This is a genomic window from Pseudobutyrivibrio sp. OR37 (genome assembly GCF_900113655.1).
In the GTDB taxonomy this organism is placed as follows: domain Bacteria; phylum Bacillota; class Clostridia; order Lachnospirales; family Lachnospiraceae; genus Pseudobutyrivibrio.
Genome location: NZ_FOQF01000005.1, coordinates 127,696 through 152,343 on the forward strand (window position 1 = coordinate 127,696; position 24,648 = coordinate 152,343).

The window sequence follows — 24,648 nt, forward strand, 5'->3', positions numbered from 1 at the left end:
TTAATTAAGGATTTAATTAATGTTTATAGTGACTCGAGTACGTCTTTTGCACCAGCAAGGTAGGTATTTTCTACGTCGTAGATGCGACCTGCATCTGCTGCTGTTGCGAAAGTTCTGTTCATTGGCATTTTGCCAAGTACTGGTATGTTGAGAGAAGCTGCTACTTCATCAACGTGGCTCTCGCCGAAGATTTCGATTTTCTTTCCACAATCTGGGCATTCGATATATGAATAGTTTTCCACAAGACCAAGAACTGGAATGTGCATCATATCCGCCATATTGTATGCCTTTTTAACTATCATCTGAACAAGCTCCTGTGGGCTTGTAACAATAACGATTCCGTCTACTGGAAGAGACTGGAAGCAGGTAAGAGGAACATCACCTGTTCCTGGAGGCATGTCTACAAATAGATAATCTACATCGCCCCACTGGATATCTGTCCAGAACTGCTTTACAACGCCAGCGATAACTGGTCCACGCCATACAACCGGTGCTTCCTCGTCATCAAGAAGTAAATTGATGGACATGATTTTTGTGCCATCTTCTGCTACCTCTGGGAATGTACCATCGTCATTTCCTGTTGCTGGTCCGTGAACACCAAACATCTTTGGTATAGATGGGCCTGTAATATCTGCATCTAATACACCAACTGAATAACCTGCACGCGCCATAACACCTGCAAGAGATGATGTAACAAGTGACTTACCAACGCCACCCTTTCCGGATACTACTCCGATTACATGTTTTATATGTGAGTTTTTATTTGGCTCCTCAAGGAATGCTGTGTTTCTAACACCCTTTTTAGCTGCCTCTGCTGAAGGGCAACCTTCACAAGAGCCTCTGCTACATGAGCTTGCTGAAGCGCATGTTTCTGTATCTGCCATGTTAAACCTCCTATTTACTTTACGCACTTAGCTCATATTATATCACAATACTTAGTGGTTTCGGGTTTAATTATTGATACATTGTTGGTGAAATGTAGCCCCTGTGTCATGTTGACGTTACATTCAACAAGAGGGTCGAGTTATCAACATTTTCCACAATTCTGATTTTTTAGTTGAGGATAACTTCTATTTACCACTTTATCCCCAATTTTTTCCACAATTCCAACTCTCGCAAAGGCTTTTGTTTAGCAATTTGGAGCCAATTCTATTAAAGTGAGACATATTTCAACGAACATAGTTTTCCCCAAAAGTTATCCACAATTGTAAATAACTTCCTATTCTCATTGAAAAACTTTGGGTTATAATAGATAATCATATAGAAGTAATTTTATGTAAGAGGATAACTATGAACGATACAAAAAAGGTCTTATCATTCGCAGTTGAATTAGGAGACATCTTGCTTCGAAATGGAGCTGAAGTATATAGAGTGGAGGACAGCGTTCTTGCAATACTAAACGCATTCGATATAACAGACTGTGATGTGTATGTATTGAGTAACGGAATTTTTGCCAGTGCAGATGAAGTCACAGAGCATGCCAGCTCTATGATCAGGCATGTGCCAATGTACCCTATGCACTTATCTAGAATAGCTGCACTTAATTCCCTTTGCCGTAGGGTTTGTGCCAAGGAAATAGCCCTAGAGGATGCCTGGAAGGAATTAGAAGAATGTAAAAAGATTCCATCCTATAGCCTGCCAGTACTTACAATAGCCACAGGCATTGGTTGTGGCGGCTTTTCCTATATGTTTGGCGGCTCAATCTTAGATGCATTATGCGCCATAGTTGTTGGAGCCGTACTTAAGTTATTTTTAGACTTTGAATCCAGATCCACACACTCCAAAACAATTACAAATGTGCTGGGAAGTATGGTTATTGCCATCGTTGCAATGGTTTTCTATGTCAGTGGGCTTCCTGTTCATTTTGACAAAATTATAATAGGAAGTATCATGCCACTTGTCCCTGGAATTCCTATTACTAATGGAATTAGGGATTTCATTAATGGTGATTATTTATCTGGTTCTATACGAGTTATTGATGCATTATTAACTGCATTCTGTATTGCCGTTGGAATAGGTATTGTCATTTCAATAGTTCAGATTGGAGGAATAATCGTATAATGATTATTAATTACATAATTCAATTTATTGTTGCCATGATAGCAACACTTTGCTTTGCCATTGTTTTTAGCGCACCAAAATCAGAGCTGATTCATTGCGGCTTATCAGGAGCTATAGGCTGGATTTTTTATATAGCTATATCAGCAGCTTTATCCGCCCCTACTCTTGGAAATGTTGTTGGTTCCTTTGTCTTAACTACCTTTTCAAGAATACTTGCTGCTAAACGCAAAAATCCCGTCACCATCTACATTATCGCAGGAATATTCCCACTTGTACCTGGTGCCGGAATTTATTACACTTCTTATTATTTAATTACTAATAATATAGAAACCTTTACTACCTATGGCTTATCCACACTTAAAACAGCAGGTGCCATCGTAATGGGAATCATTCTAGGAATGGCCTTCCCTCAAAGCTGGTTTAATACAGTTTTTGCACCTTCCTATCATAAGTCATCAAACCATTAAGCTCATCTTCTATATCGGTAGCCTGCGTATAAACTGCTCCACTAAGTCCCTCAGCTTGTAGGGACTTTATTTTTTTCATAATTTCTTCATAGGCATCCTGCATATCCTTGGCATGCTCATATTTCTTATAGCCATATACAGCATCTCTTTTTATATGATTTCCCACCTTAAGAGAAAAACCACCAAATTCTGATATCACATAAGGTTTTTCCGTTCTTTTAACCTTTAAATCTTCAAAATAGACATGCTCGGAAAATACATCGCCACAGTCCTCATGGAACCAGCCGCTGGCAGCATCGAAAGGACGGGATTCATCAAATTTTTTAGCATACTCCAAGCAGGATTTGGCATCAAACTGACCCCAGCCTTCATTAAATAGGCACCACTGACCTATGCATGGTACATTCTTCAGCTGTTTAATAGTCTCTGCACATTCTCCAAACCATACTTCCTTTGATTTATCAGTATTTCTGCCTGTAAATCTAAGGAACAGTCTGTTTTTATCCCTAGAATTACCAAAAGGCCTTACTACTGTAGGGATATTGCAAATCATGTTCATATCGTACTTGGTGCCACCATTTACTATATCCTGCCATACAATCATGCCGATTCTATCGCAGTGGAAATACCATCTCATAGGCTCGATTTTGCAATGCTTTCTAATCATATTAAAGCCCATGCTCTTGATGGTTTCGATGTCATAAATCATGGCTGCATCTGAAGGCGGTGTCATTAAGCTTTCGGGATAATAGCCCTGATCCAAAACGCCGTTCATAAAATAAGGCTTATTATTCAAGGTGAGTCTAGGAATTCCTTCTTCATCCTTAGCAACACCAAAGGAACGCATAGCAAAATAGGTAGAAAAGCTATCCTTACCGTATTCTATGTTTAGGAAATATAGATTAGGTTCCTCTGGGCTCCACAGCTTGTAATCATTAAGGTTAACAACTACATGGATTTTGTCACCCTTTATACTTTCGACCTTATAATCTTTAATTAAATCCTGATTAGATGATTGAATTGTTACCTGCCCCTTTAATTCGGATACCTTTAATTCTAGATTTAATTTATTATGTTCGATATCTGGCAGAGCCAACAGATTTGTAACATATACCTTTGGAACCCATTCCATCCATACGGTCTGCCAGATTCCGCTTTGCGCAGTGTACCACATTCCGCTTGGCTCCAAAGACTGCTTACCTCTGGCATAGCCTATTCTATCTGTATAATCTCTTACCTTTACCTTTAATTCATTTTCACCTTCTACCACATAATCTGAAATATCAAAGGTAAATGAGGTATAGCCTCCCTCATGAAAGCCCAAATTAATTCCGTTCAAGGATACAAAGGCCACCTGATCCACTGCACCAAAATGTAGTAGCAGATTCTTGGTTTTCTTTACCTTATCGATTGTAAAATGCTTGGTATACTCAAGGATTTCTTCAGGCATAAGTATGTGCCTGTCGGTGCCTGAAAGGACGGTCTCTGGAGAAAATGGCACTTCAATTAAGCCAGAGGATACCACCTGGCCCTTGCCACTAATGATACGATAATCCCACTTACCGTTTAGATTGATATAAGATTTACGCTGCAGTTGAGGGCGGGGGTATTCCTGCAGTCCCTCATATTTAAAGTCTGTGCTAAGCTCATAGGTTTTAGCATTCTTATCAGGCTTAGCAATCGCTCCTAGCATTTCCTTCCAATACATTTTTGTCCCCTCCTAAGTATTTCTTATATACGTACTTCAGACGATTTACGTTGTACCCAGCTGCGATATACGATTATTAGGCAGATAGTGTGGGCTGTTAAGGTGAGTAGCCAACTTCCTGGGTACGAGAAAAATAATACGTTTTGTGTATGATTAATCTGGAAGTAGGTGGCAATCCAGATAAGTCTTGTGGCACAGGCTCCTAACAAGGAGAAAACCATTGGTATTGTGGATTTTCCAAGGCCACGTAAACCTCCTGTCAATGAATCCATTATTCCACAAAGGAAATATGGACAACATACCCAGAATAAACGCAAAGTACCTGCTGCTACAGCATCCGCACTGTCTGTGTATATGCCAAGAAGTGGTGCCGAGAAGAAATACGCTAAATTTCCCAACACAAGTCCTACTACTGTTACAATTCCAAGACATTCAAATATTACTCGTCTAACTCTCTTTTCATCTCCTGCACCATAATTCTGGCCTACAAATGTTACGCAGGTCTGGGATACAGAATTCATGGATACATAAACAAAGCCCTCTATGCTTGATGCTGCAGATGAGCCTGCAATTACTGCTGTACCAAAGGAATTGATAGCAGACTGAATAACTACATTTGATAAAGAGAATACAGTTCCCTGAATTCCGGCAGGGAGACCAATTCTTATAATACGATTTAATATTTTTCTATCAATTTTCACCTTACTTAACTCAAGCCTAAGCGCATCCTCCTGCTTTGTAAAGAATACTAAAAGCATTCCACAGGAAATATAATTGGAGGTAACAGTAGCAATAGCAACACCTGCAACACCAAGCTTGAATCCAATAACCAAAAATAAATTCAAAACAACATTAACTACACCTGCTACAGTAAGGAATATCAAGGGATGTGTGGTATCTCCTGCTGCTCTAAGAATGGCCGCAAGAAAGTTGTATAGCATAATAGCTGGCATTGCCAAAAAGTAAATACGTACATACAAGACTGCCAAACCTATAACATCCTCTGGTGACCCCATAATCTCCAATATAGGTCTTGCTAAAAATAAACCTATAAATATAAGAAGAAATCCACAGATCACTGAAAAAGCCACGCTTGTATGCACAGTTTTCTTTACATCCTTGTGCAAACCTGCACCATAAAACTGAGCTGCACACACATTGGCACCCACAGACATACCTATGAACAAATTTGTCATGAGATTTATAAGGGAATTGGTAGAACCTACAGCTGCAAGAGATGCTTCCCCTGCGAATCGTCCCACCACAATAACATCAGCTGCGTTAAATAAAAGCTGCAACACACCTGAAGCTATAATCGGAAGTGTAAATAGTATTAATTTGCCCAGGAGTGGGCCATGAATCATATCTATTTTTGCTTTATTCATACGTTGATTTTACCACTTTATACACTTAAAGGCGAGTCCGAAGACTCGCCTTTAATAAAATTAAAGAAAGAAATTATAGGAAAAATCTAATCTTATAAGATTAAATGTAGTCCTTGAATTATTTAGCAGCTAACTCTGCCTTAAGAGCCTCTGTAAGAGCTGGAAGGATCTTGTTAAGATCTCCAACAATACCGTAGTCAGCTACATCAAAGATAGGAGCTGTCTCATCCTTGTTGATAGCGATGATGATATCAGACTCTTCCATACCTGCTGTATGCTGGATAGCACCAGAGATACCGATTGCGAAATATACGTTAGGACGAACAGTCTTACCTGTCTGACCTACCTGAAGATCCTTTGGCTTCCAGCCAGCATCTACAACTGCACGTGAGCAAGATACTGTACCACCAAGTACCTCTGCGAGGTCATCAAGAAGCTTGAAGTTCTCTGGAGAACCAACTCCACGACCACCAGATACAAGAATCTTTGCATCCATGATATCTACTGTTGTAGCAACGTTCTTTACAACGTTAAGAATCTCAACGAATCTGTTGTTAGGCTTGATTTCTGGGTTGTAGTTGATAACTTCTGCCTTGCGGCCAGCAACCTTCTCAAGCTTTTGCATAACACCTGGACGAACTGTAGCCATCTGTGGACGGTTGTCTGGGCATGCGATTGTAGCGATTGTGTTTCCACCGAATGCTGGACGAGTCATAAGAAGCTGGTTGTGCTTCTGCTCCTGTCCTTCTCTAGCTACAAGTGGGAAATCACCAATCTCAAGTGATGTACAGTCAGCTGTAAGACCTGTTGCAACTCTAGCTGAAACTGTAGGACCAAGATCACGACCGATAGCTGTTGCACCAACGAGCATAATCTCTGGCTTGTATTCATTAATGTAAGCAGCAAGTGCCTGAGCGTAAGGCTCTGTACGATATACCTCAAGCTCCTTGTTATCGATAACAACTACCTTGTCTGCACCGTACTCACCAAGCTCATCTGCAAGGTTAGCGATACCAGAACCAAGTACTACTGCTGTTACCTCTGTTCCTAAATCTGCTGCAAGCTCATGTGCCTTACCGATAAGTTCGAAGGCAATTGAGCTAAGTTTATTATCAACCTGCTGAGCGAATATAGCTACGCCCTTGTATTCTTCTAATGACATTATGTTTGCCTCCTCTTATTAAATTACATGCTTTTCTTTAAGCTTGCCAACAATATATTCAACTGACTCCTTAGGGTCAAGAGCAACCTTCTCGCCTGCTCCCTTACGTACCTTATCAGATGCCTTAGCAATCTTAGTTGGTGAACCATTAAGACCGATGTTTGCATCATCAAGATCTGTAAGATCATCTCTACCCCAAACTGTTACTTCCTTATCGAAAGCATCGAAAATTCCGCCTGGAGTCATATAACGTGGCTCGTTAAGCTCTGCAAGAGCTGTTACAAGACAAGGCATCTGAGCCTTAATCTCGTGATATCTATCTTCGTACTGACGCTGTACGATAACGTTGTTTCCTTCAACCTGAATCTTCTCAGCGTATGAGATAACTGGAAGACCAAGGTGCTCAGCGATCTGTGGACCAACCTGTGCTGTATCACCATCGATAGCCTGACGACCTGTGATGATAAGGTCATAATCAAGCTTCTTAAGGCCTGCAGCGATTGTTGAAGATGTTGCCCAAGTATCAGCACCACCAAGACGTCTATCTGTAATAAGAACTGCCTCATCTGCGCCCATAGCAAGAGCTTCACGAAGCATATCATCAGCCTTTGGAAGACCCATTGTTACAACTGTAACCTTTGCACCTGTCTCATCCTTAAGACGAAGAGCAGCCTCAAGACCTGCCTTGTCATCAGGGTTCATAATAGCAAGCATGCTTGCTCTATCAAGAGTTCCATCTGGGTTAAACTTAACGCCGCCCTTTGTATCAGGAACCTGTTTAATACATACTACGATATTCATGTATTTAATCTCCTTTATATGCTACTAATCAAATTATTTGAGCATTGAGCCAGAGATAACCATTCTCTGAACCTCAGATGTTCCCTCATAGATTTCTGTAATCTTTGCATCGCGCATCATACGCTCTACATCGTACTCTCTTGTGTAACCATAACCACCGTGGAGCTGAACAGCCTTAGTTGTTACAGCCATAGCAGCTTCAGCAGCGAAAAGCTTAGCTTCAGCAGCTTCTACAGAGTAGCTTGTTCTATGATCTTCCATGTACTTATCCTTTGTGCATGCAGCATTGTAAACTAAGTACTTAGCAGCATCCATGCGAGCCTTCATATCAGCAAGCTGGAATGATGTGTTCTGGAATGCAGCGATTGGACGACCAAACTGCTTTCTTTCCTTTACGAAATCGATTGTCGCGTCGATAGAACCTTCACCAATACCAAGTGCCTGAGCAGCGATACCAATACGTCCACCATCAAGTGTGTGCATAGCGATACCAAAGCCCTTTCCTCTCTGTCCAAGAAGGTTTTCCTTTGGAATACGGCAATCCTGGAAGATAAGCTCGTATGTTGAAGAAGCACGGATACCCATCTTCTTCTCCTTTGTACCGAATGTAAATCCAGGAGTATCCTTCTCTACGATGAATGCAGAGAACTTCTTAGACTTACGTCCCTTAGCATCTTCAACGATATCTGTAACTGCGATAACGATGTAGATGTCTGCTTCCTTACCATTTGTGATGAAGCACTTAGAACCGTTAAGTACCCAAGAATCTCCATCTTCTACAGCCTTTGTCTGAGCGCCCTGAGCGTCTGTACCAGCACCTGGCTCTGTAAGAGCGAATGCACCAAGCTTCTTACCACTTGCAAGCGGAACTAAGTACTTCTGTTTCTGCTCTTCTGTACCATATGTAAGAATAGGATCGCAGCAAAGTGATGTATGTGCTGAAACGATAACACCTGTAGTACCGCAAACCTTTGAAAGCTCCTCTACGCACATGATGTATGTAAGGACATCACATCCCTGTCCGCCGTACTCCTTTGGTACTGGAATACCCATGAAGCCATACTTCATCATCTTCTCAACGTTTTCACGTGGGAAAACTTCTGTCTCATCAATTTCCTGAGCAACTGGCTTAACTTCATTCTGAGCGAAATCTCTGAATAACTGTCTAGCCATCTCATGCTTTTTATCTAATGTAAAATCCATGATCTGAATCTCCTTAATTTATTGATGTCACATTGCACTCTATGTTTACATGCTCCCGCAGGCCATCTCCCATACTTTCACTCCGGCGCAGTAGCTCCTCGCTCGGTATGGGGCCCTCCTGCTCGCGCTTGCCAAGGTTGAGAACAATGTGACTTATAATTTACATAAAGCCTTATATGGCTTATTTACGATTTACTGAGCATCTACTGCTGTCTTTGTACGGTCTGCGTTGTATACGTAGAATCCCTTACCAGACTTAACACCAAGGTTACCACCACGAACCATCTTACGAAGAAGTGGGCAAGCACGATACTTGCTGTCGCCTGTTTCGTTGTAAAGAACGTCCATGATTGCAAGGCAAATATCAAGACCGATGAAATCACCAAGCTCAAGTGGTCCCATTGGATGGTTAGCACCAAGCTTCATAGCAGCGTCGATACCAGCGATATCTGAAACACCTTCCATCTTGATGAAAGCAGCTTCGTTAATCATTGGGATAAGGATACGGTTTACTACGAAACCAGCAGCCTCGTTAACCTGTACAGGAGTCTTTCCGATTTCCTCAGAAATCTTCTTAATCTTCTCTACAGTCTCAACTGGTGTGTTAACACCTGCGATAACTTCAACAAGCTTCATTCTGTCAGCTGGGTTGAAGAAGTGCATACCAATCATTGGACGTGTAAGTCCGTTACCAATCTCTGTGATTGAAAGAGATGATGTGTTTGAAGCGAAGATGCAGTCAGCCTTTGCAATCTTATCAAGCTCAGCAAATGTAGTCTTCTTTACTTCCATGTTCTCGAAAGCTGCCTCAACGATGAGGTCGCAATCTGCACAAAGATCTTCCTTAAGACCTGGAGTAATCTTAGCAAGGATGCCATCTACAGTAGCCTGATCCATTTTGCCTTTTTCAACAAGTCTTGCATATCCCTTAGCAATCTTGTCCTTTCCGCCTTCAGCCCATTCCTGCTTGATATCGCAGAGAGCTACTTCATAACCATCAACCATTGCAAAAGCCTTTGCAATACCCTGGCCCATAGTACCAGCGCCAATTACGCCTACTTTCATTTTTAGTTCCTCCTAATATTTTTAGTCCGAGAAAACTATCCTATGTTTCCATGCTCCCGCAAGGCAACCCCCATTGGCAGCACCAGAAACTCCCCGCCGGCGTGGGTGCCCCTCTGGTGCTACCATGGTGCCCCCTTGCTCGCGCCTGCCGACTCTGTGAAGTTTTCTCTCACTTATATTTTTTACTTAGTCTAATAATAAATAAACTAAAACGTATGCTTATCGTCTCAACGAACGATTAGCCTTCATACTTTTCTACGATTGTAGCGCAACCCATACCGCCACCGATGCAAAGAGTAGCAAGACCCTTCTTGTACTCTGGGTTGTGAAGCATATCGTAAATAAGTGTTACAAGGATACGAGCACCTGAAGCTCCAACTGGGTGACCAAGAGCGATTGCACCACCGTTTGGATTGAGCTTGTTAAGGTCGAAGCCAAGCTCCTTACCAACTGCTACTGACTGAGCAGCGAATGCTTCGTTTGCTTCGTAAACATCGAGATCCTCGATTGTAAGACCAGCCTTAGCAAGAGCCTTCTTTGTTGCTGGAACTGGACCAACGCCCATGATTTCTGGAGCACATCCGCCAAGTGCACCTGCTACAAATGTAACGAGTGGCTTAACACCAAGTTCCTTAGCCTTCTCCTCTGACATAACAACAAGTGCTGCAGCACCATCGTTGATACCAGAAGCATTACCAGCTGTAACAACTCCGTCTGGATAAAGAGCCTTAAGCTTAGCAAGACCTTCAATTGTTGTACCAGGTCTTGGGCCTTCATCTGTATCGAATACGATTGTTTCTTTCTTCTTCTTGATTTCTACAGGAACGATTTCATCCTTGAATGCGCCAGCTTCGATAGCCTTGCAAGCCTTGTTCTGAGAGTTAACTGCGAACTCATCAAGCTCTTCTCTTGTAAGCTTCCACTGCTCAGCTACGTTATCAGCTGTCTTAATCATGTGGTAGTCATTGTATGCATCCCAAAGAGCATCCTTAACCATTGTATCTACTAAAGCGCCCTGGCTGTTTGATGGCCAAGTCATTCTGTAACCATAACGTCCGTTTGGAAGAGCAAATGGTGCAAGAGACATGTTTTCCATACCACCTGCTACTACTACATCAGCGTCACCAGCGATGATCATCTGTGCAGCCTGGTTAACACAGTTAAGACCAGAACCACAAACAACGTTTGTTGTAACTGCTGTTGTCTCGTTTGGAAGACCAGCCTTGATAGCTGCCTGACGAGCAACGTTCTGTCCTAAACCTGCCTGGATAACGCATCCCATATATACGTGCTCTACGTCCTCTGGCTTGATTCCAGCTCTCTTAACTGCTTCCTTGATTACGATTGCACCTAAGTCAGCTGCTGGAGTGTTGCTAAGTGATCCGCCCATTGTTCCAATGGCTGTTCTACATGCGCTAGCAATAACTACTTTTTTTCCCATGTTTTTCTTTCTCCTTTTTCTAGAAATACTTTTTTTCAACACTGGAGTCTTAAAATGGGGTTTCGTCATATTTAACAAATTCCTAAAAGCAAATCTGTTAATTTTTTAACGAACAACCTCAAAAAAAAAGACCTCTCAATGTCGCCGATGGGTAAATTCTAGCACAAGCATAATAAAAATTCAATTAAGATTTTTGTCAGCATTATTATTTATTATTAATTATCTGAATACTTTCCATCTATTTATGCAATTCTCACACTCCGCTCGTTAAAAAATTATCAAAAAACCTTGATTTTTCGTTATATGGGAAACCAAACATTCTCAGGACAGTTTCCCAATTGTGTCTTTTTAGGTGACAATTTGCATAAAATTCGCAATTCCCATCTTGTAACAGATACTGCTTTTTCTAATTAAAAAAGGACCTGACCACATTGGTCAAGTCCCTTAAAACCTTAAATTTTATAATGCAATTGCTGTCTCAAGAGCAAGCTTCATCATCTCTGTAAATGACTTCTGACGATCCTCAGCTGGGATTTCCTCAGATGTAACAAATGAATCAGAGATTGTAAGCATACATGTAGCATTCTTTCCAAGCATGTTTGCGTTGTTGAAAAGTGCGAAGCTTTCCATCTCTACGCAATCACAACCGCAGCGCTCTTTAACTGCCTGCCATCCGCCCATTTCTGGTGCTGTATAGAACTGGTCAGCTGAATGTACCTTTGCAACCTTTGCGTTGATACCAAGCTCCTTAGCCTTTGCGATAGCAATATCGTTAATCTTCTTGCTAGGGTAAAGCGTCTTATCCTCACATCCGTTTGTGTACTTAGCGAATGTTGAATCAGAATATGCACTTTCAGAAATAACTACATCAAGAACGTTAAGCTTGTCTGTGTAGCTTCCTGCTGAACCGATACGGATGATGTTTTCTACATCATAGAATGCATAAAGCTCGTAAGAGTAGATACCAATTGAAGGCATACCCATTCCACTTGCCATTACTGATACAGGTACTCCCTTGTAGGTTCCTGTAAAGCCGAGGCAGTTACGTACAGTGTTTACACACTTTACATCCTCCAAGAAATTTTCTGCTACGAATTTAGCACGTAATGGGTCGCCTGGCATAAGAACTGTCTTTGCGAAATCACCCTTCTTCGCCTCGTTGTGTGGTGTTGCCATAATAATTTCCTCCTTATTAACTATTTACCTTAATTGTAATTATAGAAATAATGGGCATTAATAGTTGTGCCCGAAGTTCTATCTAAAAAACCTGCTTGCCCAGCTTCTACCTGCGAATCATGTAGTGCCTGAGCATAACTATATGTGCAAAAGAATAATGCATCTGTATTTGTATTTCCTGCTATAGCCTGGGCTGCTGCGTATTGGCAGGCACTATTTGGGCCTTCCGCCAGGATAAGGGCCACTCGCCCTGATGTTACTGGTGCAAACTGTCCTGATGCATATACCACACCTGAAACAGTGTTAGGGAATTTTGAGCTGGCTACTCTGTTCATTACAACAGAGCCTACCGCAAGTCTTCCTGCATCTCCCTGATTTGCTGCCTCTGCCTGAATCAAAGCTGCCAATATCAGAGTTTCTTCATCTGATGTACTGTAGCCACCAGTATATCCACCATGCTCACCTGCAAGCTTTTGAGCCAATGCCACCTGAGCATCCTGATATTGCTTTTGAATTCGCTTTTCATAAGCCTTTGCATCATCTATTTGCTTTTCCAATTCTTCGATGGCAGCCTTTGTATCTGCTATTTGAGAATTAGTAATGTTTAACGCAGCTGAGGTATCGCCCACCAAAACTCCTAATTCAGATTTCTTTGACTCTAAATTATCCTGATAAGCACTGAGCTGCTGCCCTTTTTCTTCTATTGCACTTTTTGTATCTTCTATTTCCTTTTGAGTTGCCTCGAATTTTTCTATGGCCTTTTGATCATAATCAGTAATCTGTGACATGTATTCCAGTCTTTGTAAAAATTCCGACATGGAACCACTCTCCAGGAAATTAACAAGCGTATTTGTAGTTTTGTTTTCATACATATATTGTATGCGAAGCTTCATGCTCTCCTTTTGAGCATCCAGCGAAGCCTCTACTTCATTTAGCTGTTCAGTCAGAATATCAATATCTGCTTCCACTGCAGCTATATCATCCTCTGTCTGGGAGATTTCTCCTGTGACATTGGATATCTGTTTATTAAGATTATTAATCTGCCCCGAAAGACTGTCGGCCTGTCCCTCCAATTGCTGTTTAGCACCTTCGACCTGTTGCTTTTTGCCATTCAATTCATTTACAGCGTTAGAGGCCTTTTCTGTTTCTTCCTTTAATCTATCCACTTCAGACTGAGATGCCTGAGCAGATGATGTACAAAAACATAGTGCCCCAATTAAAAGAATGGCAAGGCATCCTTTGAATCTTTTCATTACCTTCTCCCTATCGGCATGAGCTACTTATAGATTCCACCGCAACTGCGCCACCTCTAGTAACTTCTATTTTCTTAAATCTAGATTTTAAAAGAGCTATAAGCTCATTATTTTTCCTTTCTGTCAGGGTGCATTCAAATAAAACAGAATCATCACCTATATCTACTATTTTAACATTTCCACCCTGATTAAACACCTGGGCGATATGGAAAGCCTCGGTCTTATCCTCCACCTTAAGGCCATTAACCTTTGCATAAAGTATCTCCTTCATGTGGATTGGCATGCAAGTTAAATCGATAACCTTTATTACCTCCACCATGGCATTTAGCTGCTTTTTAATCTGTTCGAAGGTTGCATCATCAGCCATGACAGAAATTGTCATACGAGATACATCATCTCTTTCTGTAGTGCCTACTGTTAAGGTCTGCAGATTGTAAGATTTTGCAGAGAACAAGCCTGAAACCTTTGCCAAAACACCGACCTGATTTTCAACATATAAAGCTATCCATCTATTTTTCATATCATCTACCTCAGTATCATGTCGCTAAGTGGTGTTCCACTTTTTACCATAGGAAGTACTAAATCGTCTGGCGAAACTATAAACTCTAAGACTGTAGGCCCTTTTGTATTCTCCCTGGCAGTCTTAAGAGCTGCCTCAATATCCTCATCCTTTGTAACTCTAATTCCTTTACAGCTATAGCTACTAGCCCATGCCATAAAATCAGGATAATAGTTTCCATCAGAGCTGGTAAGATCTGTTATCTCGTATCGCTTTCCATAGAAAAGCTGCTGCATCTGACGTACCATGCCTAAATTAGAATTGTTAAATATACATATAATTATTTGATGCTTGTTAGACATTGCAGTGGCCATCTCCTGCATATTCATCTGAAAGCCACCGTCACCTGTTACAAGCACTACCGGCTTGGCTGGATTACCTATAGATGCACCGATAGCTGCTGGGAATCCAAAGCCCATAGTTCCAAGTCCACCTGAAGTGATAAACTCCTGCCCCTTATTAAGCTTTATAAACTGAGAAGCCCACATCTGATGCTGACCTACATCTGTAACGATGTTAGCATCTGGGAAAATCTCATTAATTGCGTTGCATACCTCCTGAGGGCAAACGCCGATTTTAGATTTAGGCATTGATAATGGATACTCTGCCTCCCATGCCTTTATCTCTGTGAGCCATTCCTTACATTCAATTTTTTCTGCATATTCTACTAATCGCTCCAAGGCAATTTTGGCATCTGCAGTAACCGGAACATCTACAGATACATTTCTGGAAATAGAGGCTGATGCAATATCCACGTGAACTATCTTGGCATTAGGTGCAAATTCATCTAATTCACCTGTGATTCTATCGTTGAATCTAGTGCCTATAGAAAACAAAACATCGCACTCTGTTACAGCCTTGTTGGCGGCATATCTGCCATGCATTCCACAATTTCCAATGAAAAGTGGATGTTCCTCTGGCATAACGCCCTTAGCCATTACAGTAGTAGTAACTGGTATGTTCATTTTTTCAGCAAATTCAAGCAGCTTTTCCTGTGCCCCCGCTATTCGCACACCGCCGCCTGCAAGTAACAGTGGCTTTTTTGCGGTCTTCAGCAAGCGATAAGCCTTCTTTAGCTGACCAATATGAACTGTTTCATTTGGATGATATCCTCTGATATCAACATGCTCAGGATACTCTGGACTTCCTGGAATAGTCTGAATATCCTTCGGTATATCTATAAGAACCGGACCTGGCTTTCCTGTCGATGCAATTTGAAATCCCATCTTAATGATTTTGCCCATATCTTCACGGTTTCTAACAGTAATACCGTATTTTGTAATAGAACGAGTCATTCCAACGATATCAACCTCCTGGAATGCATCGTTACCTATAAGATGAAGTGGCACCTGTCCTGTAAAAATCACCATAGGAATACTGTCGTAATAGGCATCCGCAATACCCGTAATGGTATTTGTAGCACCTGGGCCTGATGTGACAAGCACAACCGCTGTCTTACCTGTAGCCCTAGCATAGCCCTCCGCCTCATGAACAAGAGCCTGTTCATGACGTCCTAAAACAACATTGATTCCCTCTGTCTTGTAAAGCTCATCAACAATATCTGTAATCATACCACCTGGGTAAGCAAATATTGTATCAACACCCTCTTCCTTCAGTGCTTTTACGAACAACTTTCTTCCAGTAATATTAAGTGCCATTTTTCATTCCTCATAAAGCTAACTAACGTGTATATGTTCTAAAGTAAAACTCAATATCGTAATATGTCTGTTCCTCTGACTCCTCTGCAAGCTTCCAATCACTCATTTCATCTAAATTAGGGAAATAAGTATCGGCATCGTAGGCATAATCTACATAAGTAACAAAAGCTCTATCACATGCATCTAGCATCATGCGATAAATGCTTTCGCCACCAATAATATAGATATCGTCAGAATTATACTTTTTTAATTCCTCATTTAATTCTTCTTTTGAATGTACTATAACTGCGCCCTTCGCCTCGTAGTTCATATCCCTTGTGAGGACTATATTCACACGATTTGGTAGTGGCTTGCTGTTAGGAAAGCTCTCAAGAGTTTTTCTTCCCATAACAACCACCTTGCCTGTTGTAGTCTCTCTAAAAAACTTCATATCATCTGGAATACTCACTAGCAATTTATTATCCTTGCCAATGGCCCAGTTTTTATCTACCGCTACTATTAAATTCATCTAATCTCCTAGTCCGGTTGTTACGCTGACAATCCTGAGTATTACTCCGTCGCGAGATTGCTCCTTGAGTAACACTCAGAATTGTCATCTACAACCTCATGAAAAATTTTATATTATACTAGACTGCAATCGGTATATTACGGATCTGTTCGCCGGCTTCGTAGCCCTCTACGATGAGGTCGTCTGTGGTGAAGTCGTAGAAATTTTTAACTTCAGGGTTAAGGCGTACCTTTGGTGCTGGGAGCTCTGGGCGGCTAATTAATTCCTTGATTGCATCCACATGTCTGTCATAGATGTGTGCATCTGCGATAACGTGAACCAGCTGACCTGGAATCATATCGTTTACCTGAGCAAGCATCATAAGAAGGATTGCGTACTGGCATACATTCCAGTTGTTTGCAGCAAGAATGTCCTGCGAACGCTGGTTTAAAACCATATTAAGCACAAGCTTGTCTGAATCCTTGTCCTTTGTAACATTATATGTAGCTGAATAGCAGCATGGATCAAGATGTCCTGTTGCAAGGTCGTGGAACTGATAGAGATTAGTCATGATTCGTCTAGAATATGGAGTTTCCTTAAGCTGTTTAAGTACGTAATCCATTTGATCAATCATCTCTCCCTTGAATTCGAACTTTTCACCAACTACGTATCCGTATGCTGTTCCGATTGAGCCTTCCTCATCAGCCCACTCGTCCCAGATATGTGGCTTTAAATCCTTGATATTATTTGATTTGCGCTGGTAAATCCAAAGGATTTCATCCATCGCTGACTTAAGTGCTGTTTTTCTAAGGGTAAGAGCTGGGAATTCTTCCCTTAAATCGTATCTATTTACCACGCCAAACTGCTTGATGGTGTAAGCCTTTTCACCAGTATCCTGCCAGATTGGGCGCACAATTTCATCCTTTGTATCTGTACCATTATCTAAAATATCCTGGCACATTTTTTTGAATATAACATCAGCCTTACTCATAACACTCTCCTTCGTAAAACTAGAATCTATGACTTCTTGCTGACCAAACAATGAAATTGTCAGCAAGAATCTATGCATTATGGATTATTTTACCACAACATATTGGGCTTTGGATAGCCATTTTGCCATTTTGCTTTTTTCCTTGAAATGCCCTACTGTTTGAGTTACTATATTTTATAGTTGTTTAAGGGTACTAGGCCTCTCCGGCGGAAATATAAAGGTCTAGTTTAGGAGAAGAAATGAGTCAACAAAAAGTAGAACTGAAAAAGCAGAATAAAGCAAACCGTAAGTCTATATTAAGAAAGAAGAAAATCGAAGAGATTTTAAGTTTAGCTTGCGTTTCTATTATCGCAATTGCTATTGTAGCTTGGATTGGTTTCTCTGTTTACAAGAAGGCAGAGCAGGCTAAAGAAGCTAACGCCACTTACGAATATAACGAAATTACAACTACAGCTATTCAAGATTACCTTAATACTTTAAATTAGTCCGCCACTGGCGTACAATTGTAGTTGGTTGTCTTAGAATTCACAATTTCTACACATTTTTCGCCCGTAGAGGTGTTATAATAGCCTTAAGAAAAGCAAATCATATTATTATTTATACTTTGCGAGGAGGTATTTGTAATGTTTGATTGTAGTTTATTCCAGGATCTTAGGGCAGACGGGATAGGAAAAGAAATAGTAGAAAGTATTCAGGAGCGCATCGAACAGCGTGAATCTCAGGTTCACGAGCAAGCAGCTTCCTTGGGAGTTTTCTTATCACCAACTACCATGAATAGATAGGGATGTAATTTAATAGGGTTTTTAAAAGAGATATCCGCAATGGATATCTCTTTTTTTGACTCATTCTTTAAATTTCATCGCTGCCCTTAAGCTCTTTGATTCTTGATAAAATCTGTTTTTCGTTAAAGGTAAAGAAGATGCACGCACCTATAAAGCATGTAACAAATGCTATGGCTGCTGTTGCTCGATAGCTTTGCTTGGTCTGTGAAACTGTAACAGATGTAAACACTACCATGGCAATAGCCTGGCCCATTTTGAAGGCAAAGGTTCTTGCTGCAAAGAACATACCACTTCTATCCTCTCCTGTTTCAAGGCGTGTAAGTTCTGCTACATCTGCAACGCAAGCCTGTGGAAGGATTCCAAGGATAGCCATAGGAATGGATGCTGCCACTGCAATTATGAAGCCCCATTGTAATCCCTTGCCGCAGAAGGTTGTTACCATAAATACACATGCATAGGCGAAAAAGCCGATGATGATAAGCTGCTTTTTGCCAATCTTCTTAGCTAGGATATTTACTGCCGGATACAAGCATACGCTGATAAAGGTCATAGTAGCTGTAAGCACGAATGTCCATGTATCAGCAATCTCCATAAGCTGAGTTTCATAGAATGCTAAACCTGTCTGGAATAAAGTTAATGCAAAGAAATAGATCACATCGCTGTAAACAAAATGTCTAAACTGCACATTTGAAAAGGTCTTAACCAAGGATTTGAAAGGCTTTGTTTCACTTGGCTTGCTTTCAATATAATCTCTTTCATTAATATAGAAGGCTGGAATCAACATGGCAACGCAGGCAATAGAGGCCATGATTGCAACAGCCATTCTGATTGAGCCAGCCTGCCCAAAGCCACCCTCAAGGGCACCTGCCACATTTGGAAGCAGAAAGGAAATAGACTGACCTACAATAAATGTAAATGAAATATAAGTTGATACGTTAATTCTGTGCTGCTGGGTATCGCCAAGCTCTGCAATAAGAGCATTATATGGAGTACAGAACATTGTCATAAACAGATAAAAAATCATCAAAAGTGCAAAAAGCATAGCATCATTTGCTGTGACATTGGCTGTCTGTGGCAAGATGAATAATCCTATTGTGCAAAGCGAAAATGGAATTGCCATTGCTCGCATAAATGGGATTCGTCTTCCACCCTTGTAATCTGCCCCGTCAGACCATCCCGCAATGAGAGGATCTGTAATCGCATCAAAAATACGTCCTGCTGCAAGCACCAGGCCAAACAATGTTAATTTAAAAAATATAGGATGCTGTGTGATATTAGATGCAAATAATCCAGTATTTGGATTCTGCGCACTAGGTGTGCCTGTGTAATAATAGACCATCCAGTTGGACACTACTCCCGATAGCAAGCTCCAACCAAACTGCCCCAAGGCAAACACCCATAGAAGTTTGTTAGTAATAGGTTTTAGTTGTTTCATTATTAAGTTATTCCCCCTTAAAAATATATCTACCCGCAAAAGATATTATAGCGCATTTTTGCTGATTTTTGGGATGAAATTAACAAAAGGAGTGTGGCATAACTACGCCACACTCCTATGTATCTAGTCTATCAGTCTTTATTATATGAAAGCAAAATCAGCTTTAGCTCTGTGAATTCATATTGTTTTCCCAAAATCATACAGTAAAAATCATGATATTTCTTATTATTACCGTACGCCCTAGAAAATCAAATCCTCTATTCATCCTCTACCTGCTGAGTTGCTTTTGATATATTTTCAATTCGCTGTTCCTCTTTACTCTGTTCTGAAGGCGCAAGCTCATCTTTTTTAAGGATACAACTCTCAGTCATTTTTAGGTAGATTTCAATAAGTTCAGCTTTCTGTTCCTCAAAAAACTGTCCCATTTTCCTTTGGTATTCTTCAGCATCCCACATTCTTCGAAGTTCTTCCTCAGTAGAATACCTTGAAGAAAAATAGCCTTGAGATTCTTGAAGTCTATCTCCATCTAATGTAAGATGATGATCCGTATATGGCATGCCATTTCGAATTGCCTCTTGTTGATATTGTCCATAATTTTTTTTGCAATTTTCTATAGCAGCTAAAACTTCCTCCTCAAAATCAGGATTATTCTGCATCTTGCGAATGACAGCAGCATCGATATCAATACTAACTTGGCCCATTTCGCTATAATTATCGCCCACTTGATTTAGACTATCATTGTAACAAAAATAGGGTCGTCTATCGTTCATATGTTTTAGTGATTCTTCCATATCAGATAATCTAAAAGAGATATCTGGAAACTTTGAGCATAGATTATGATAATAATCAAGCACCGCCTCGCCTGAAGATGAAGATTGGCTTGTAATTTTAAATTGTGCTTCAGTTTTGCTGATAAGACCAGATGCATTATTATATTGCATACTAGTGTTTACAGCATAACTTGATAGAACATTACCAACAGACATAACGCTCCTTTCCATTGTTAAAAATCAAAAATGACATTTATGTAAATAGTGTTTCTAAACTTCTTGTACCGCTGCAACATTCTCCATATTCAACATATCAAGTAAATCCCTACACCATCCGGCTTGCTTTTGTGCATCTGGATGGTTAATGGTTTTCATCCATGAATAAACATGCTTAATAATGGCAGTTGCATCCATCTTGGCACTAGTGAATAATCTATTACCATATTCAGCTATATTATTATTTTCATGCAATTCATCCTGATATTTTAACGTCTTATATGCTGCGTAATTATTTATCGCGCCTGGAATCTTATTTCCAATATGTCCCTGATATGTTAGATAGGCAAATATCTCCATCTCCGTAGCATTATTAGGATTCACATCATTAACGTGTATGTTATATGTTTGTGTTTCGCCCATTCTATTATTCATAGTCAGTTGAACTATTGGATCATCCGCTGTTGACTCAGGTGGCTCAAAGGCTATAACCATACAACTTTCATCGTCTGATATTGGAAACGTGGTTAAACCTATAACCTTTCTATCTTTAGATATACTATCTTCGGATATTTCTTCTATAGCCCCGCGGCGAGAAATAATATAATCATTTTCAGCTTCTGCTTTCTGTGTGGCAGTAGAAATATTTTCTACTAATTGTTCCTCTTTAGCTTCTACATTATCCTGTATATCATCAAGATTTATATTGAATTCATAGCTTGAACATATACCCATAAGTTTTTCCATAAGCTTATTTATTTGTGGTAGGAATCCTTCTAAAGAAAGATTATCCCATCCTGCCAATTCTAAATTTCCAAGCTCACTTGAAAATGTTGATAGATAGTTCATGCGTTCAAAAATATCGTCAACCTCAAAGCTGCTGACAAACTTCATTGTCTCATCAGCAAGATTCTCTGTTTCACGAATGTATGAGCACAAAGCTGCAAACTCTGTAAAGTCTGCATCAGTAGGATCAACATTATAAGGATCTATTTCTTTTTCAAATGGTTGTCCATCCTTATCTGTGCCAATAGCAGTGTACTTTCTATCATCACCATTAACATCTATTCTGATTTCAAACTGTTGCATTACACCTTGATAAGAAAATGCTGTAGTACCGTTTGCACCTGCAGTTGCTGAAAACTCAGTGCTCATTACTGTTGCTGACACAATACGTGTATAGCTATTTCCTTTATTTTTTCCATCCTCCGCAACTTCAGTAGTATTCAATTGTTCATCTGCTGATGCTTTCATAGCCTTTTCAAAACTAGAATCTTTATTATTAGCGAAATTAGAAAAATAAAGATAACTACTTGAAAAAGCTCCCTGCATAAGAAAATTGTTTTCTGCTAAATAATCTGCCATAAAACTCCTTTCTGCAACTTATCTGTCAGTCAAAGCTGCTCCGCTCTCCAGAAAGGTCCGAGCGGTGATGCTAGAGCCTAAAAAAGCGCCTATTCCAACTTCATTCCGTTGAAATAAGCGCATCCTTAGCTCTATAACAATTCTTACACTATGATATCGAGAATCATGGAAAAATTATTAATGGTAAAATTTACCAAATATATACTGACTTTGTTGGGGATTACAGCTTGTAGTTTCCTACTAGCGTTGCTTAGCTTTCTCGATAAGAGAAATAGTAAGCGCAAATAAAAATGCCCCTCCTGTCGGCCAACGGGAGAGGCTTGTTGTTCTCATTGAGAACATAACTAGTTATTTTTATTGATAACTGTTTTAATTGTTCCAATCATATTCCGATGTTAAATTATCTGGATATTTATTAACACTTTGTTCGCGCATAAGCATTGAGCCATCCATTTCACCGCTATTGTAAAAACTGATTATCCATTCATTAGAAGAATAGTCTTTATATTCGTAAATACGGTTATTTTCATCACCATCTACAATTCCAATCCAATTGCCTCTGTCTGCATTATCAACTGCAACAAATGGCACAAATACCTTGTCATCAATAGTAATATATGCATAGTCATCGTTTGTTCCAGATGTATAAGTCTGTAAATCATCTGGCTTCTTTTCAGTTCCACATGCCGATAAGACTAGCATTGCCATAATTATAATATTTAAAAAATACTTTTTCATAGTTAACAATCCCCTTTTTCTACGAATAGTTAATAGTGACAGCATTTTCATAATCGCTTCTTAAATCTAAGCGTAGAACTCCTACATGATTAAAATCATCCTCGGCTATTCTATGAAACAACTCTATACTACCAATTGATTTGGAAAATTTCTTGTCAATTATTGCCCATCTTACGAACCATTTCTTTTCATACGAATCATTCCAAAAATCTATGGCGGCTTCCATTTTCTCCAGTGTCGGATAGTAAAAGTTATCCCCGTGGCAATTATCACTATTAAAATATGGTAATGCATTTTTATCACTATTCTCGGGTATAGCTAATTCTACAAGCTCTTGGTCACTTTCAGAACATAGCATTGCAAATACCTATTATATAAAACTAAGGCTAAATAATTACAGTACGCGCGATACAGGACGCGAATATTGGGCGTGTTCGAAAACACTAGTAAATAGGAGGTTTGCGGGACTGTCATTTTTGTTTGCACATTTTTTGTACCCCTCTATCACTATCCATGTTGGTCATCTTTTTGAGTAAATAATGTATTTATAAAAGTACCAAGAAACTTAACATGTTCGATTGTAAAAACAGAACATTCGTGCTAGATTATTTATGCGGTTTAACCGTTATGAAAGTACCCATGACGAGGTGGAAATCTCCCGAACCATTCTATAAGGTGCTCCACAGAGTGGATGTCACTATGGAAGGGAGGTGACGCACATGACGGACTATGAAATCTTGATGATTATGCTAACGATGTTAGCATTGCTTTTTTCAGCTTGTGGTTTCTTATTGGCGTTGCTTAGCTTTCTCGATAAGAGGAACAACAAGCGAAAAAAATAATGCCTCTCTCGTCGGCAAACGAAAGAGGCGGCTCTCACTGAGAGCTAATTAACTCTAATTCGGGAGCATCCACTTTGGAGTGGGTGCTTTCTTTATTTATAATATAGCATCTTTGGAATATAGATTCAACGATAATTTAGTTCTGGATTTCTCTAAATAAATCATCATAGTTAACACCAAGTGCATTTTTTAGTTTTTCCAATGTATCAAACTTAATAGAACTAGTTTCATTATTGTATATTTTATTAAAGTTTTGATAACTCATTGGTTCCATTCTTTTGAAGAGCCAATATTTTGTATGTTCTTGTTCATCTAGTATTTCATCAATTCTCAGTTGGAGCATATATTTCCCCTCTCTTCTTTTGAATTGATTATAGAATTTCTCTAATTCACAGATAATTCACTTACAGAATATATAATCTACACATTAGATATAATTTTTTGAGGAGGTATTTATGGAAAACTACAATGAAAATGAACAAATAAGTTTTACTAACATGTTCCGGTTTATGGCAAATAAAATACGCACTATAGGTACTATAATAGGAACAATATTAATTATTATTGGTATCATTAAATTTTGCGGAACTTTTGGATACTATGGGTACTACGGAACCGATTTGTACAATGAACTATGTACATCATTAGTTGAAATAAAATCTTTACTTAGTTTACTTTTAGTTGCATCTGGCACCCTAATAGATGTTATATCATTAAAACATTAATAACATAAATAGGAACAAATACGAGAGACTAACTATTAAAGAAAGTCAATAAAAATGTTTTAAAACAGAAATGTTTTGAATATAGCGGCGGTGACTATATCATCGCAATTAGTACTTTGAAAATTGCATGACAAATAGAGCATCAAGTAATGGTGCTCTGACAAGAAGATATGATATTGGAATGATTAGACGGCTTTTATGTATTGTTGCCCAGAGGTTTCGAGTTTATAAATGACTCGAACAAGCTTCTTTACAGCATGGGATATGGCAACATAATAATGCTTGCCTTCACTTCGTTTTTTAGCCAAGTAAGCTTTAAATGTTGGATCCCATAGACATACATAAGCAGTAGCATTAT

26 protein-coding genes and 1 pseudogene are annotated in these 24,648 nt (G+C 39.7%); 6 read left to right on the top strand and 21 right to left on the bottom strand.

Features of this window, described 5'->3' with window-relative positions; translation table 11 throughout:
- Window positions 1-23 precede the first annotated feature (23 nt).
- Window positions 24-884 carry an Mrp/NBP35 family ATP-binding protein gene (locus BM097_RS04080; RefSeq protein ID WP_090546156.1) on the bottom strand — a complete coding sequence of 287 codons (861 nt, stop codon included), beginning with the start codon at window positions 882-884 and terminating at the stop codon, window positions 24-26.
- A 406-nt stretch (window positions 885-1,290) separates the two neighbouring features.
- On the opposite strand from BM097_RS04080, the gene BM097_RS04085 reads away from it, so the two are divergent.
- Together BM097_RS04085 and BM097_RS04090 are read left to right on the top strand one after the other, a co-directional pair.
- Window positions 1,291-2,061 (top strand): threonine/serine exporter family protein, encoded by a 771-nt coding sequence (locus BM097_RS04085; protein WP_090546158.1) that lies wholly within the window; start codon window positions 1,291-1,293, stop codon window positions 2,059-2,061.
- On the top strand, window positions 2,061-2,528 hold the full coding sequence (locus tag BM097_RS04090; protein WP_090546160.1) for a threonine/serine exporter family protein: 468 nt from the start codon (window positions 2,061-2,063) through the stop codon (window positions 2,526-2,528). The genes BM097_RS04085 and BM097_RS04090 overlap by 1 nt, the downstream gene beginning before the upstream one ends.
- On the opposite strand, the gene BM097_RS04095 is transcribed toward BM097_RS04090, so the two are convergent.
- From BM097_RS04095 to thyA, 13 genes are all read right to left on the bottom strand, one after another.
- A complete protein-coding gene (locus BM097_RS04095; RefSeq protein ID WP_090546162.1) occupies window positions 2,482-4,236 on the bottom strand; it encodes a glycoside hydrolase family 2 protein in 1,755 nt (584 codons plus the stop codon). The genes BM097_RS04090 and BM097_RS04095 overlap by 47 nt on opposite strands.
- Before the next feature lie 23 nt (window positions 4,237-4,259).
- On the bottom strand, window positions 4,260-5,621 hold the full coding sequence (locus BM097_RS04100) for an MATE family efflux transporter (RefSeq protein ID WP_090546164.1): 1,362 nt from the start codon (window positions 5,619-5,621) through the stop codon (window positions 4,260-4,262).
- 118 nt (window positions 5,622-5,739) lie between these two features.
- On the bottom strand, window positions 5,740-6,783 hold the full coding sequence (locus tag BM097_RS04105) for an electron transfer flavoprotein subunit alpha/FixB family protein (RefSeq protein WP_090546166.1): 1,044 nt from the start codon (window positions 6,781-6,783) through the stop codon (window positions 5,740-5,742).
- 18 nt (window positions 6,784-6,801) lie between these two features.
- Window positions 6,802-7,584: an electron transfer flavoprotein subunit beta/FixA family protein gene (locus BM097_RS04110; protein ID WP_090546168.1), complete on the bottom strand. Its 783-nt coding sequence runs from the start codon at window positions 7,582-7,584 to the stop codon at window positions 6,802-6,804.
- 33 nt (window positions 7,585-7,617) lie between these two features.
- Complete coding sequence (locus BM097_RS04115) at window positions 7,618-8,787, bottom strand: acyl-CoA dehydrogenase (RefSeq protein WP_090546169.1); 1,170 nt, start codon at window positions 8,785-8,787, stop codon at window positions 7,618-7,620.
- A 192-nt stretch (window positions 8,788-8,979) separates the two neighbouring features.
- Window positions 8,980-9,852, bottom strand: coding sequence for a 3-hydroxyacyl-CoA dehydrogenase family protein (locus BM097_RS04120; RefSeq protein WP_090546171.1), 873 nt, complete (start codon window positions 9,850-9,852; stop codon window positions 8,980-8,982).
- Between the two features lie 238 nt (window positions 9,853-10,090).
- The gene (locus tag BM097_RS04125; RefSeq protein ID WP_090546173.1) at window positions 10,091-11,293 is read right to left on the bottom strand and encodes an acetyl-CoA C-acetyltransferase; all 1,203 of its coding nucleotides are present in this window, start codon (window positions 11,291-11,293) and stop codon (window positions 10,091-10,093) included.
- A gap of 459 nt (window positions 11,294-11,752) precedes the next feature.
- Complete coding sequence (gene deoD, locus BM097_RS04130) at window positions 11,753-12,469, bottom strand: purine-nucleoside phosphorylase (protein ID WP_028242744.1); 717 nt, start codon at window positions 12,467-12,469, stop codon at window positions 11,753-11,755.
- Between the two features lie 29 nt (window positions 12,470-12,498).
- A complete protein-coding gene (locus BM097_RS04135) occupies window positions 12,499-13,722 on the bottom strand; it encodes a cell wall hydrolase (protein ID WP_090546175.1) in 1,224 nt (407 codons plus the stop codon).
- A 10-nt stretch (window positions 13,723-13,732) separates the two neighbouring features.
- Window positions 13,733-14,242, bottom strand: a complete 510-nt coding sequence (gene ilvN, locus BM097_RS04140; RefSeq protein ID WP_090546176.1) for an acetolactate synthase small subunit — start codon at window positions 14,240-14,242, stop codon at window positions 13,733-13,735.
- Window positions 14,243-14,247: 5 nt separating this feature from the next.
- A complete protein-coding gene (gene ilvB, locus BM097_RS04145; protein ID WP_090546179.1) occupies window positions 14,248-15,939 on the bottom strand; it encodes a biosynthetic-type acetolactate synthase large subunit in 1,692 nt (563 codons plus the stop codon).
- Between the two features lie 22 nt (window positions 15,940-15,961).
- Window positions 15,962-16,447, bottom strand: coding sequence for a dihydrofolate reductase (locus BM097_RS04150; RefSeq protein WP_090546180.1), 486 nt, complete (start codon window positions 16,445-16,447; stop codon window positions 15,962-15,964).
- Window positions 16,448-16,565: 118 nt separating this feature from the next.
- On the bottom strand, window positions 16,566-17,417 hold the full coding sequence (gene thyA / locus BM097_RS04155) for a thymidylate synthase (protein ID WP_090546183.1): 852 nt from the start codon (window positions 17,415-17,417) through the stop codon (window positions 16,566-16,568).
- Between the two features lie 239 nt (window positions 17,418-17,656).
- On the opposite strand from thyA, the gene BM097_RS04160 reads away from it, so the two are divergent.
- A complete protein-coding gene (locus BM097_RS04160) occupies window positions 17,657-17,902 on the top strand; it encodes a hypothetical protein (protein ID WP_090546185.1) in 246 nt (81 codons plus the stop codon).
- Between the two features lie 138 nt (window positions 17,903-18,040).
- Window positions 18,041-18,199, top strand: coding sequence for a hypothetical protein (locus BM097_RS16290; RefSeq protein ID WP_155942250.1), 159 nt, complete (start codon window positions 18,041-18,043; stop codon window positions 18,197-18,199).
- 67 nt (window positions 18,200-18,266) lie between these two features.
- On the opposite strand, the gene BM097_RS04165 is transcribed toward BM097_RS16290, so the two are convergent.
- From BM097_RS04165 to BM097_RS04185, 5 genes are all read right to left on the bottom strand, one after another.
- Window positions 18,267-19,634 carry an MFS transporter gene (locus tag BM097_RS04165; protein WP_090546187.1) on the bottom strand — a complete coding sequence of 456 codons (1,368 nt, stop codon included), beginning with the start codon at window positions 19,632-19,634 and terminating at the stop codon, window positions 18,267-18,269.
- A 257-nt stretch (window positions 19,635-19,891) separates the two neighbouring features.
- Window positions 19,892-20,620: a DUF6033 family protein gene (locus tag BM097_RS04170; protein WP_090546189.1), complete on the bottom strand. Its 729-nt coding sequence runs from the start codon at window positions 20,618-20,620 to the stop codon at window positions 19,892-19,894.
- Between the two features lie 54 nt (window positions 20,621-20,674).
- A complete protein-coding gene (locus tag BM097_RS04175) occupies window positions 20,675-21,985 on the bottom strand; it encodes a hypothetical protein (RefSeq protein ID WP_090546191.1) in 1,311 nt (436 codons plus the stop codon).
- Window positions 21,986-22,354: 369 nt separating this feature from the next.
- Window positions 22,355-22,723, bottom strand: a complete 369-nt coding sequence (locus BM097_RS04180) for a hypothetical protein (RefSeq protein WP_090546193.1) — start codon at window positions 22,721-22,723, stop codon at window positions 22,355-22,357.
- 19 nt (window positions 22,724-22,742) lie between these two features.
- On the bottom strand, window positions 22,743-22,949 hold the full coding sequence (locus BM097_RS04185; protein ID WP_177197364.1) for a hypothetical protein: 207 nt from the start codon (window positions 22,947-22,949) through the stop codon (window positions 22,743-22,745).
- A 493-nt stretch (window positions 22,950-23,442) separates the two neighbouring features.
- Between BM097_RS04185 and BM097_RS16805 the strand changes: the two genes are divergently transcribed.
- Window positions 23,443-23,565 (top strand): hypothetical protein, encoded by a 123-nt coding sequence (locus tag BM097_RS16805; RefSeq protein WP_255406615.1) that lies wholly within the window; start codon window positions 23,443-23,445, stop codon window positions 23,563-23,565.
- Between the two features lie 136 nt (window positions 23,566-23,701).
- On the opposite strand, the gene BM097_RS04190 is transcribed toward BM097_RS16805, so the two are convergent.
- Window positions 23,702-23,908: a helix-turn-helix domain-containing protein gene (locus tag BM097_RS04190; protein WP_090546195.1), complete on the bottom strand. Its 207-nt coding sequence runs from the start codon at window positions 23,906-23,908 to the stop codon at window positions 23,702-23,704.
- Between the two features lie 112 nt (window positions 23,909-24,020).
- Here BM097_RS04190 and BM097_RS04195 point away from each other — a divergent pair, with 112 nt between their 5' ends.
- Complete coding sequence (locus BM097_RS04195; RefSeq protein WP_090546197.1) at window positions 24,021-24,290, top strand: hypothetical protein; 270 nt, start codon at window positions 24,021-24,023, stop codon at window positions 24,288-24,290.
- A 185-nt stretch (window positions 24,291-24,475) separates the two neighbouring features.
- On the opposite strand, the pseudogene BM097_RS16920 reads toward BM097_RS04195, so the two are convergent.
- Window positions 24,476-24,648: pseudogene (locus BM097_RS16920) on the bottom strand (IS110 family transposase); the annotation flags it as partial.

Excerpts from the sequence above, each read along its gene's own strand:
- BM097_RS04080 (WP_090546156.1), bottom strand. The coding sequence starts at position 884 with ATGGCAGATACAGAAACATGCGCTTCAGCAAGCTCATGTAGCAGAGGC.
- BM097_RS04085 (WP_090546158.1), top strand. The coding sequence starts at position 1,291 with ATGAACGATACAAAAAAGGTCTTATCATTCGCAGTTGAATTAGGAGAC.
- BM097_RS04090 (WP_090546160.1), top strand. The coding sequence starts at position 2,061 with ATGATTATTAATTACATAATTCAATTTATTGTTGCCATGATAGCAACA.
- BM097_RS04095 (WP_090546162.1), bottom strand. The coding sequence starts at position 4,236 with ATGTATTGGAAGGAAATGCTAGGAGCGATTGCTAAGCCTGATAAGAAT.
- BM097_RS04100 (WP_090546164.1), bottom strand. The coding sequence starts at position 5,621 with ATGAATAAAGCAAAAATAGATATGATTCATGGCCCACTCCTGGGCAAA.
- BM097_RS04105 (WP_090546166.1), bottom strand. The coding sequence starts at position 6,783 with ATGTCATTAGAAGAATACAAGGGCGTAGCTATATTCGCTCAGCAGGTT.
- BM097_RS04110 (WP_090546168.1), bottom strand. The coding sequence starts at position 7,584 with ATGAATATCGTAGTATGTATTAAACAGGTTCCTGATACAAAGGGCGGC.
- BM097_RS04115 (WP_090546169.1), bottom strand. The coding sequence starts at position 8,787 with ATGGATTTTACATTAGATAAAAAGCATGAGATGGCTAGACAGTTATTC.
- BM097_RS04120 (WP_090546171.1), bottom strand. The coding sequence starts at position 9,852 with ATGAAAGTAGGCGTAATTGGCGCTGGTACTATGGGCCAGGGTATTGCA.
- BM097_RS04125 (WP_090546173.1), bottom strand. The coding sequence starts at position 11,293 with ATGGGAAAAAAAGTAGTTATTGCTAGCGCATGTAGAACAGCCATTGGA.
- deoD (WP_028242744.1), bottom strand. The coding sequence starts at position 12,469 with ATGGCAACACCACACAACGAGGCGAAGAAGGGTGATTTCGCAAAGACA.
- BM097_RS04135 (WP_090546175.1), bottom strand. The coding sequence starts at position 13,722 with ATGAAAAGATTCAAAGGATGCCTTGCCATTCTTTTAATTGGGGCACTA.
- ilvN (WP_090546176.1), bottom strand. The coding sequence starts at position 14,242 with ATGAAAAATAGATGGATAGCTTTATATGTTGAAAATCAGGTCGGTGTT.
- ilvB (WP_090546179.1), bottom strand. The coding sequence starts at position 15,939 with ATGGCACTTAATATTACTGGAAGAAAGTTGTTCGTAAAAGCACTGAAG.
- BM097_RS04150 (WP_090546180.1), bottom strand. The coding sequence starts at position 16,447 with ATGAATTTAATAGTAGCGGTAGATAAAAACTGGGCCATTGGCAAGGAT.
- thyA (WP_090546183.1), bottom strand. The coding sequence starts at position 17,417 with ATGAGTAAGGCTGATGTTATATTCAAAAAAATGTGCCAGGATATTTTA.
- BM097_RS04160 (WP_090546185.1), top strand. The coding sequence starts at position 17,657 with ATGAGTCAACAAAAAGTAGAACTGAAAAAGCAGAATAAAGCAAACCGT.
- BM097_RS16290 (WP_155942250.1), top strand. The coding sequence starts at position 18,041 with ATGTTTGATTGTAGTTTATTCCAGGATCTTAGGGCAGACGGGATAGGA.
- BM097_RS04165 (WP_090546187.1), bottom strand. The coding sequence starts at position 19,634 with ATGAAACAACTAAAACCTATTACTAACAAACTTCTATGGGTGTTTGCC.
- BM097_RS04170 (WP_090546189.1), bottom strand. The coding sequence starts at position 20,620 with ATGTCTGTTGGTAATGTTCTATCAAGTTATGCTGTAAACACTAGTATG.
- BM097_RS04175 (WP_090546191.1), bottom strand. The coding sequence starts at position 21,985 with ATGGCAGATTATTTAGCAGAAAACAATTTTCTTATGCAGGGAGCTTTT.
- BM097_RS04180 (WP_090546193.1), bottom strand. The coding sequence starts at position 22,723 with ATGAAAAAGTATTTTTTAAATATTATAATTATGGCAATGCTAGTCTTA.
- BM097_RS04185 (WP_177197364.1), bottom strand. The coding sequence starts at position 22,949 with ATGGAAGCCGCCATAGATTTTTGGAATGATTCGTATGAAAAGAAATGG.
- BM097_RS16805 (WP_255406615.1), top strand. The coding sequence starts at position 23,443 with ATGACGGACTATGAAATCTTGATGATTATGCTAACGATGTTAGCATTG.
- BM097_RS04190 (WP_090546195.1), bottom strand. The coding sequence starts at position 23,908 with ATGCTCCAACTGAGAATTGATGAAATACTAGATGAACAAGAACATACA.
- BM097_RS04195 (WP_090546197.1), top strand. The coding sequence starts at position 24,021 with ATGGAAAACTACAATGAAAATGAACAAATAAGTTTTACTAACATGTTC.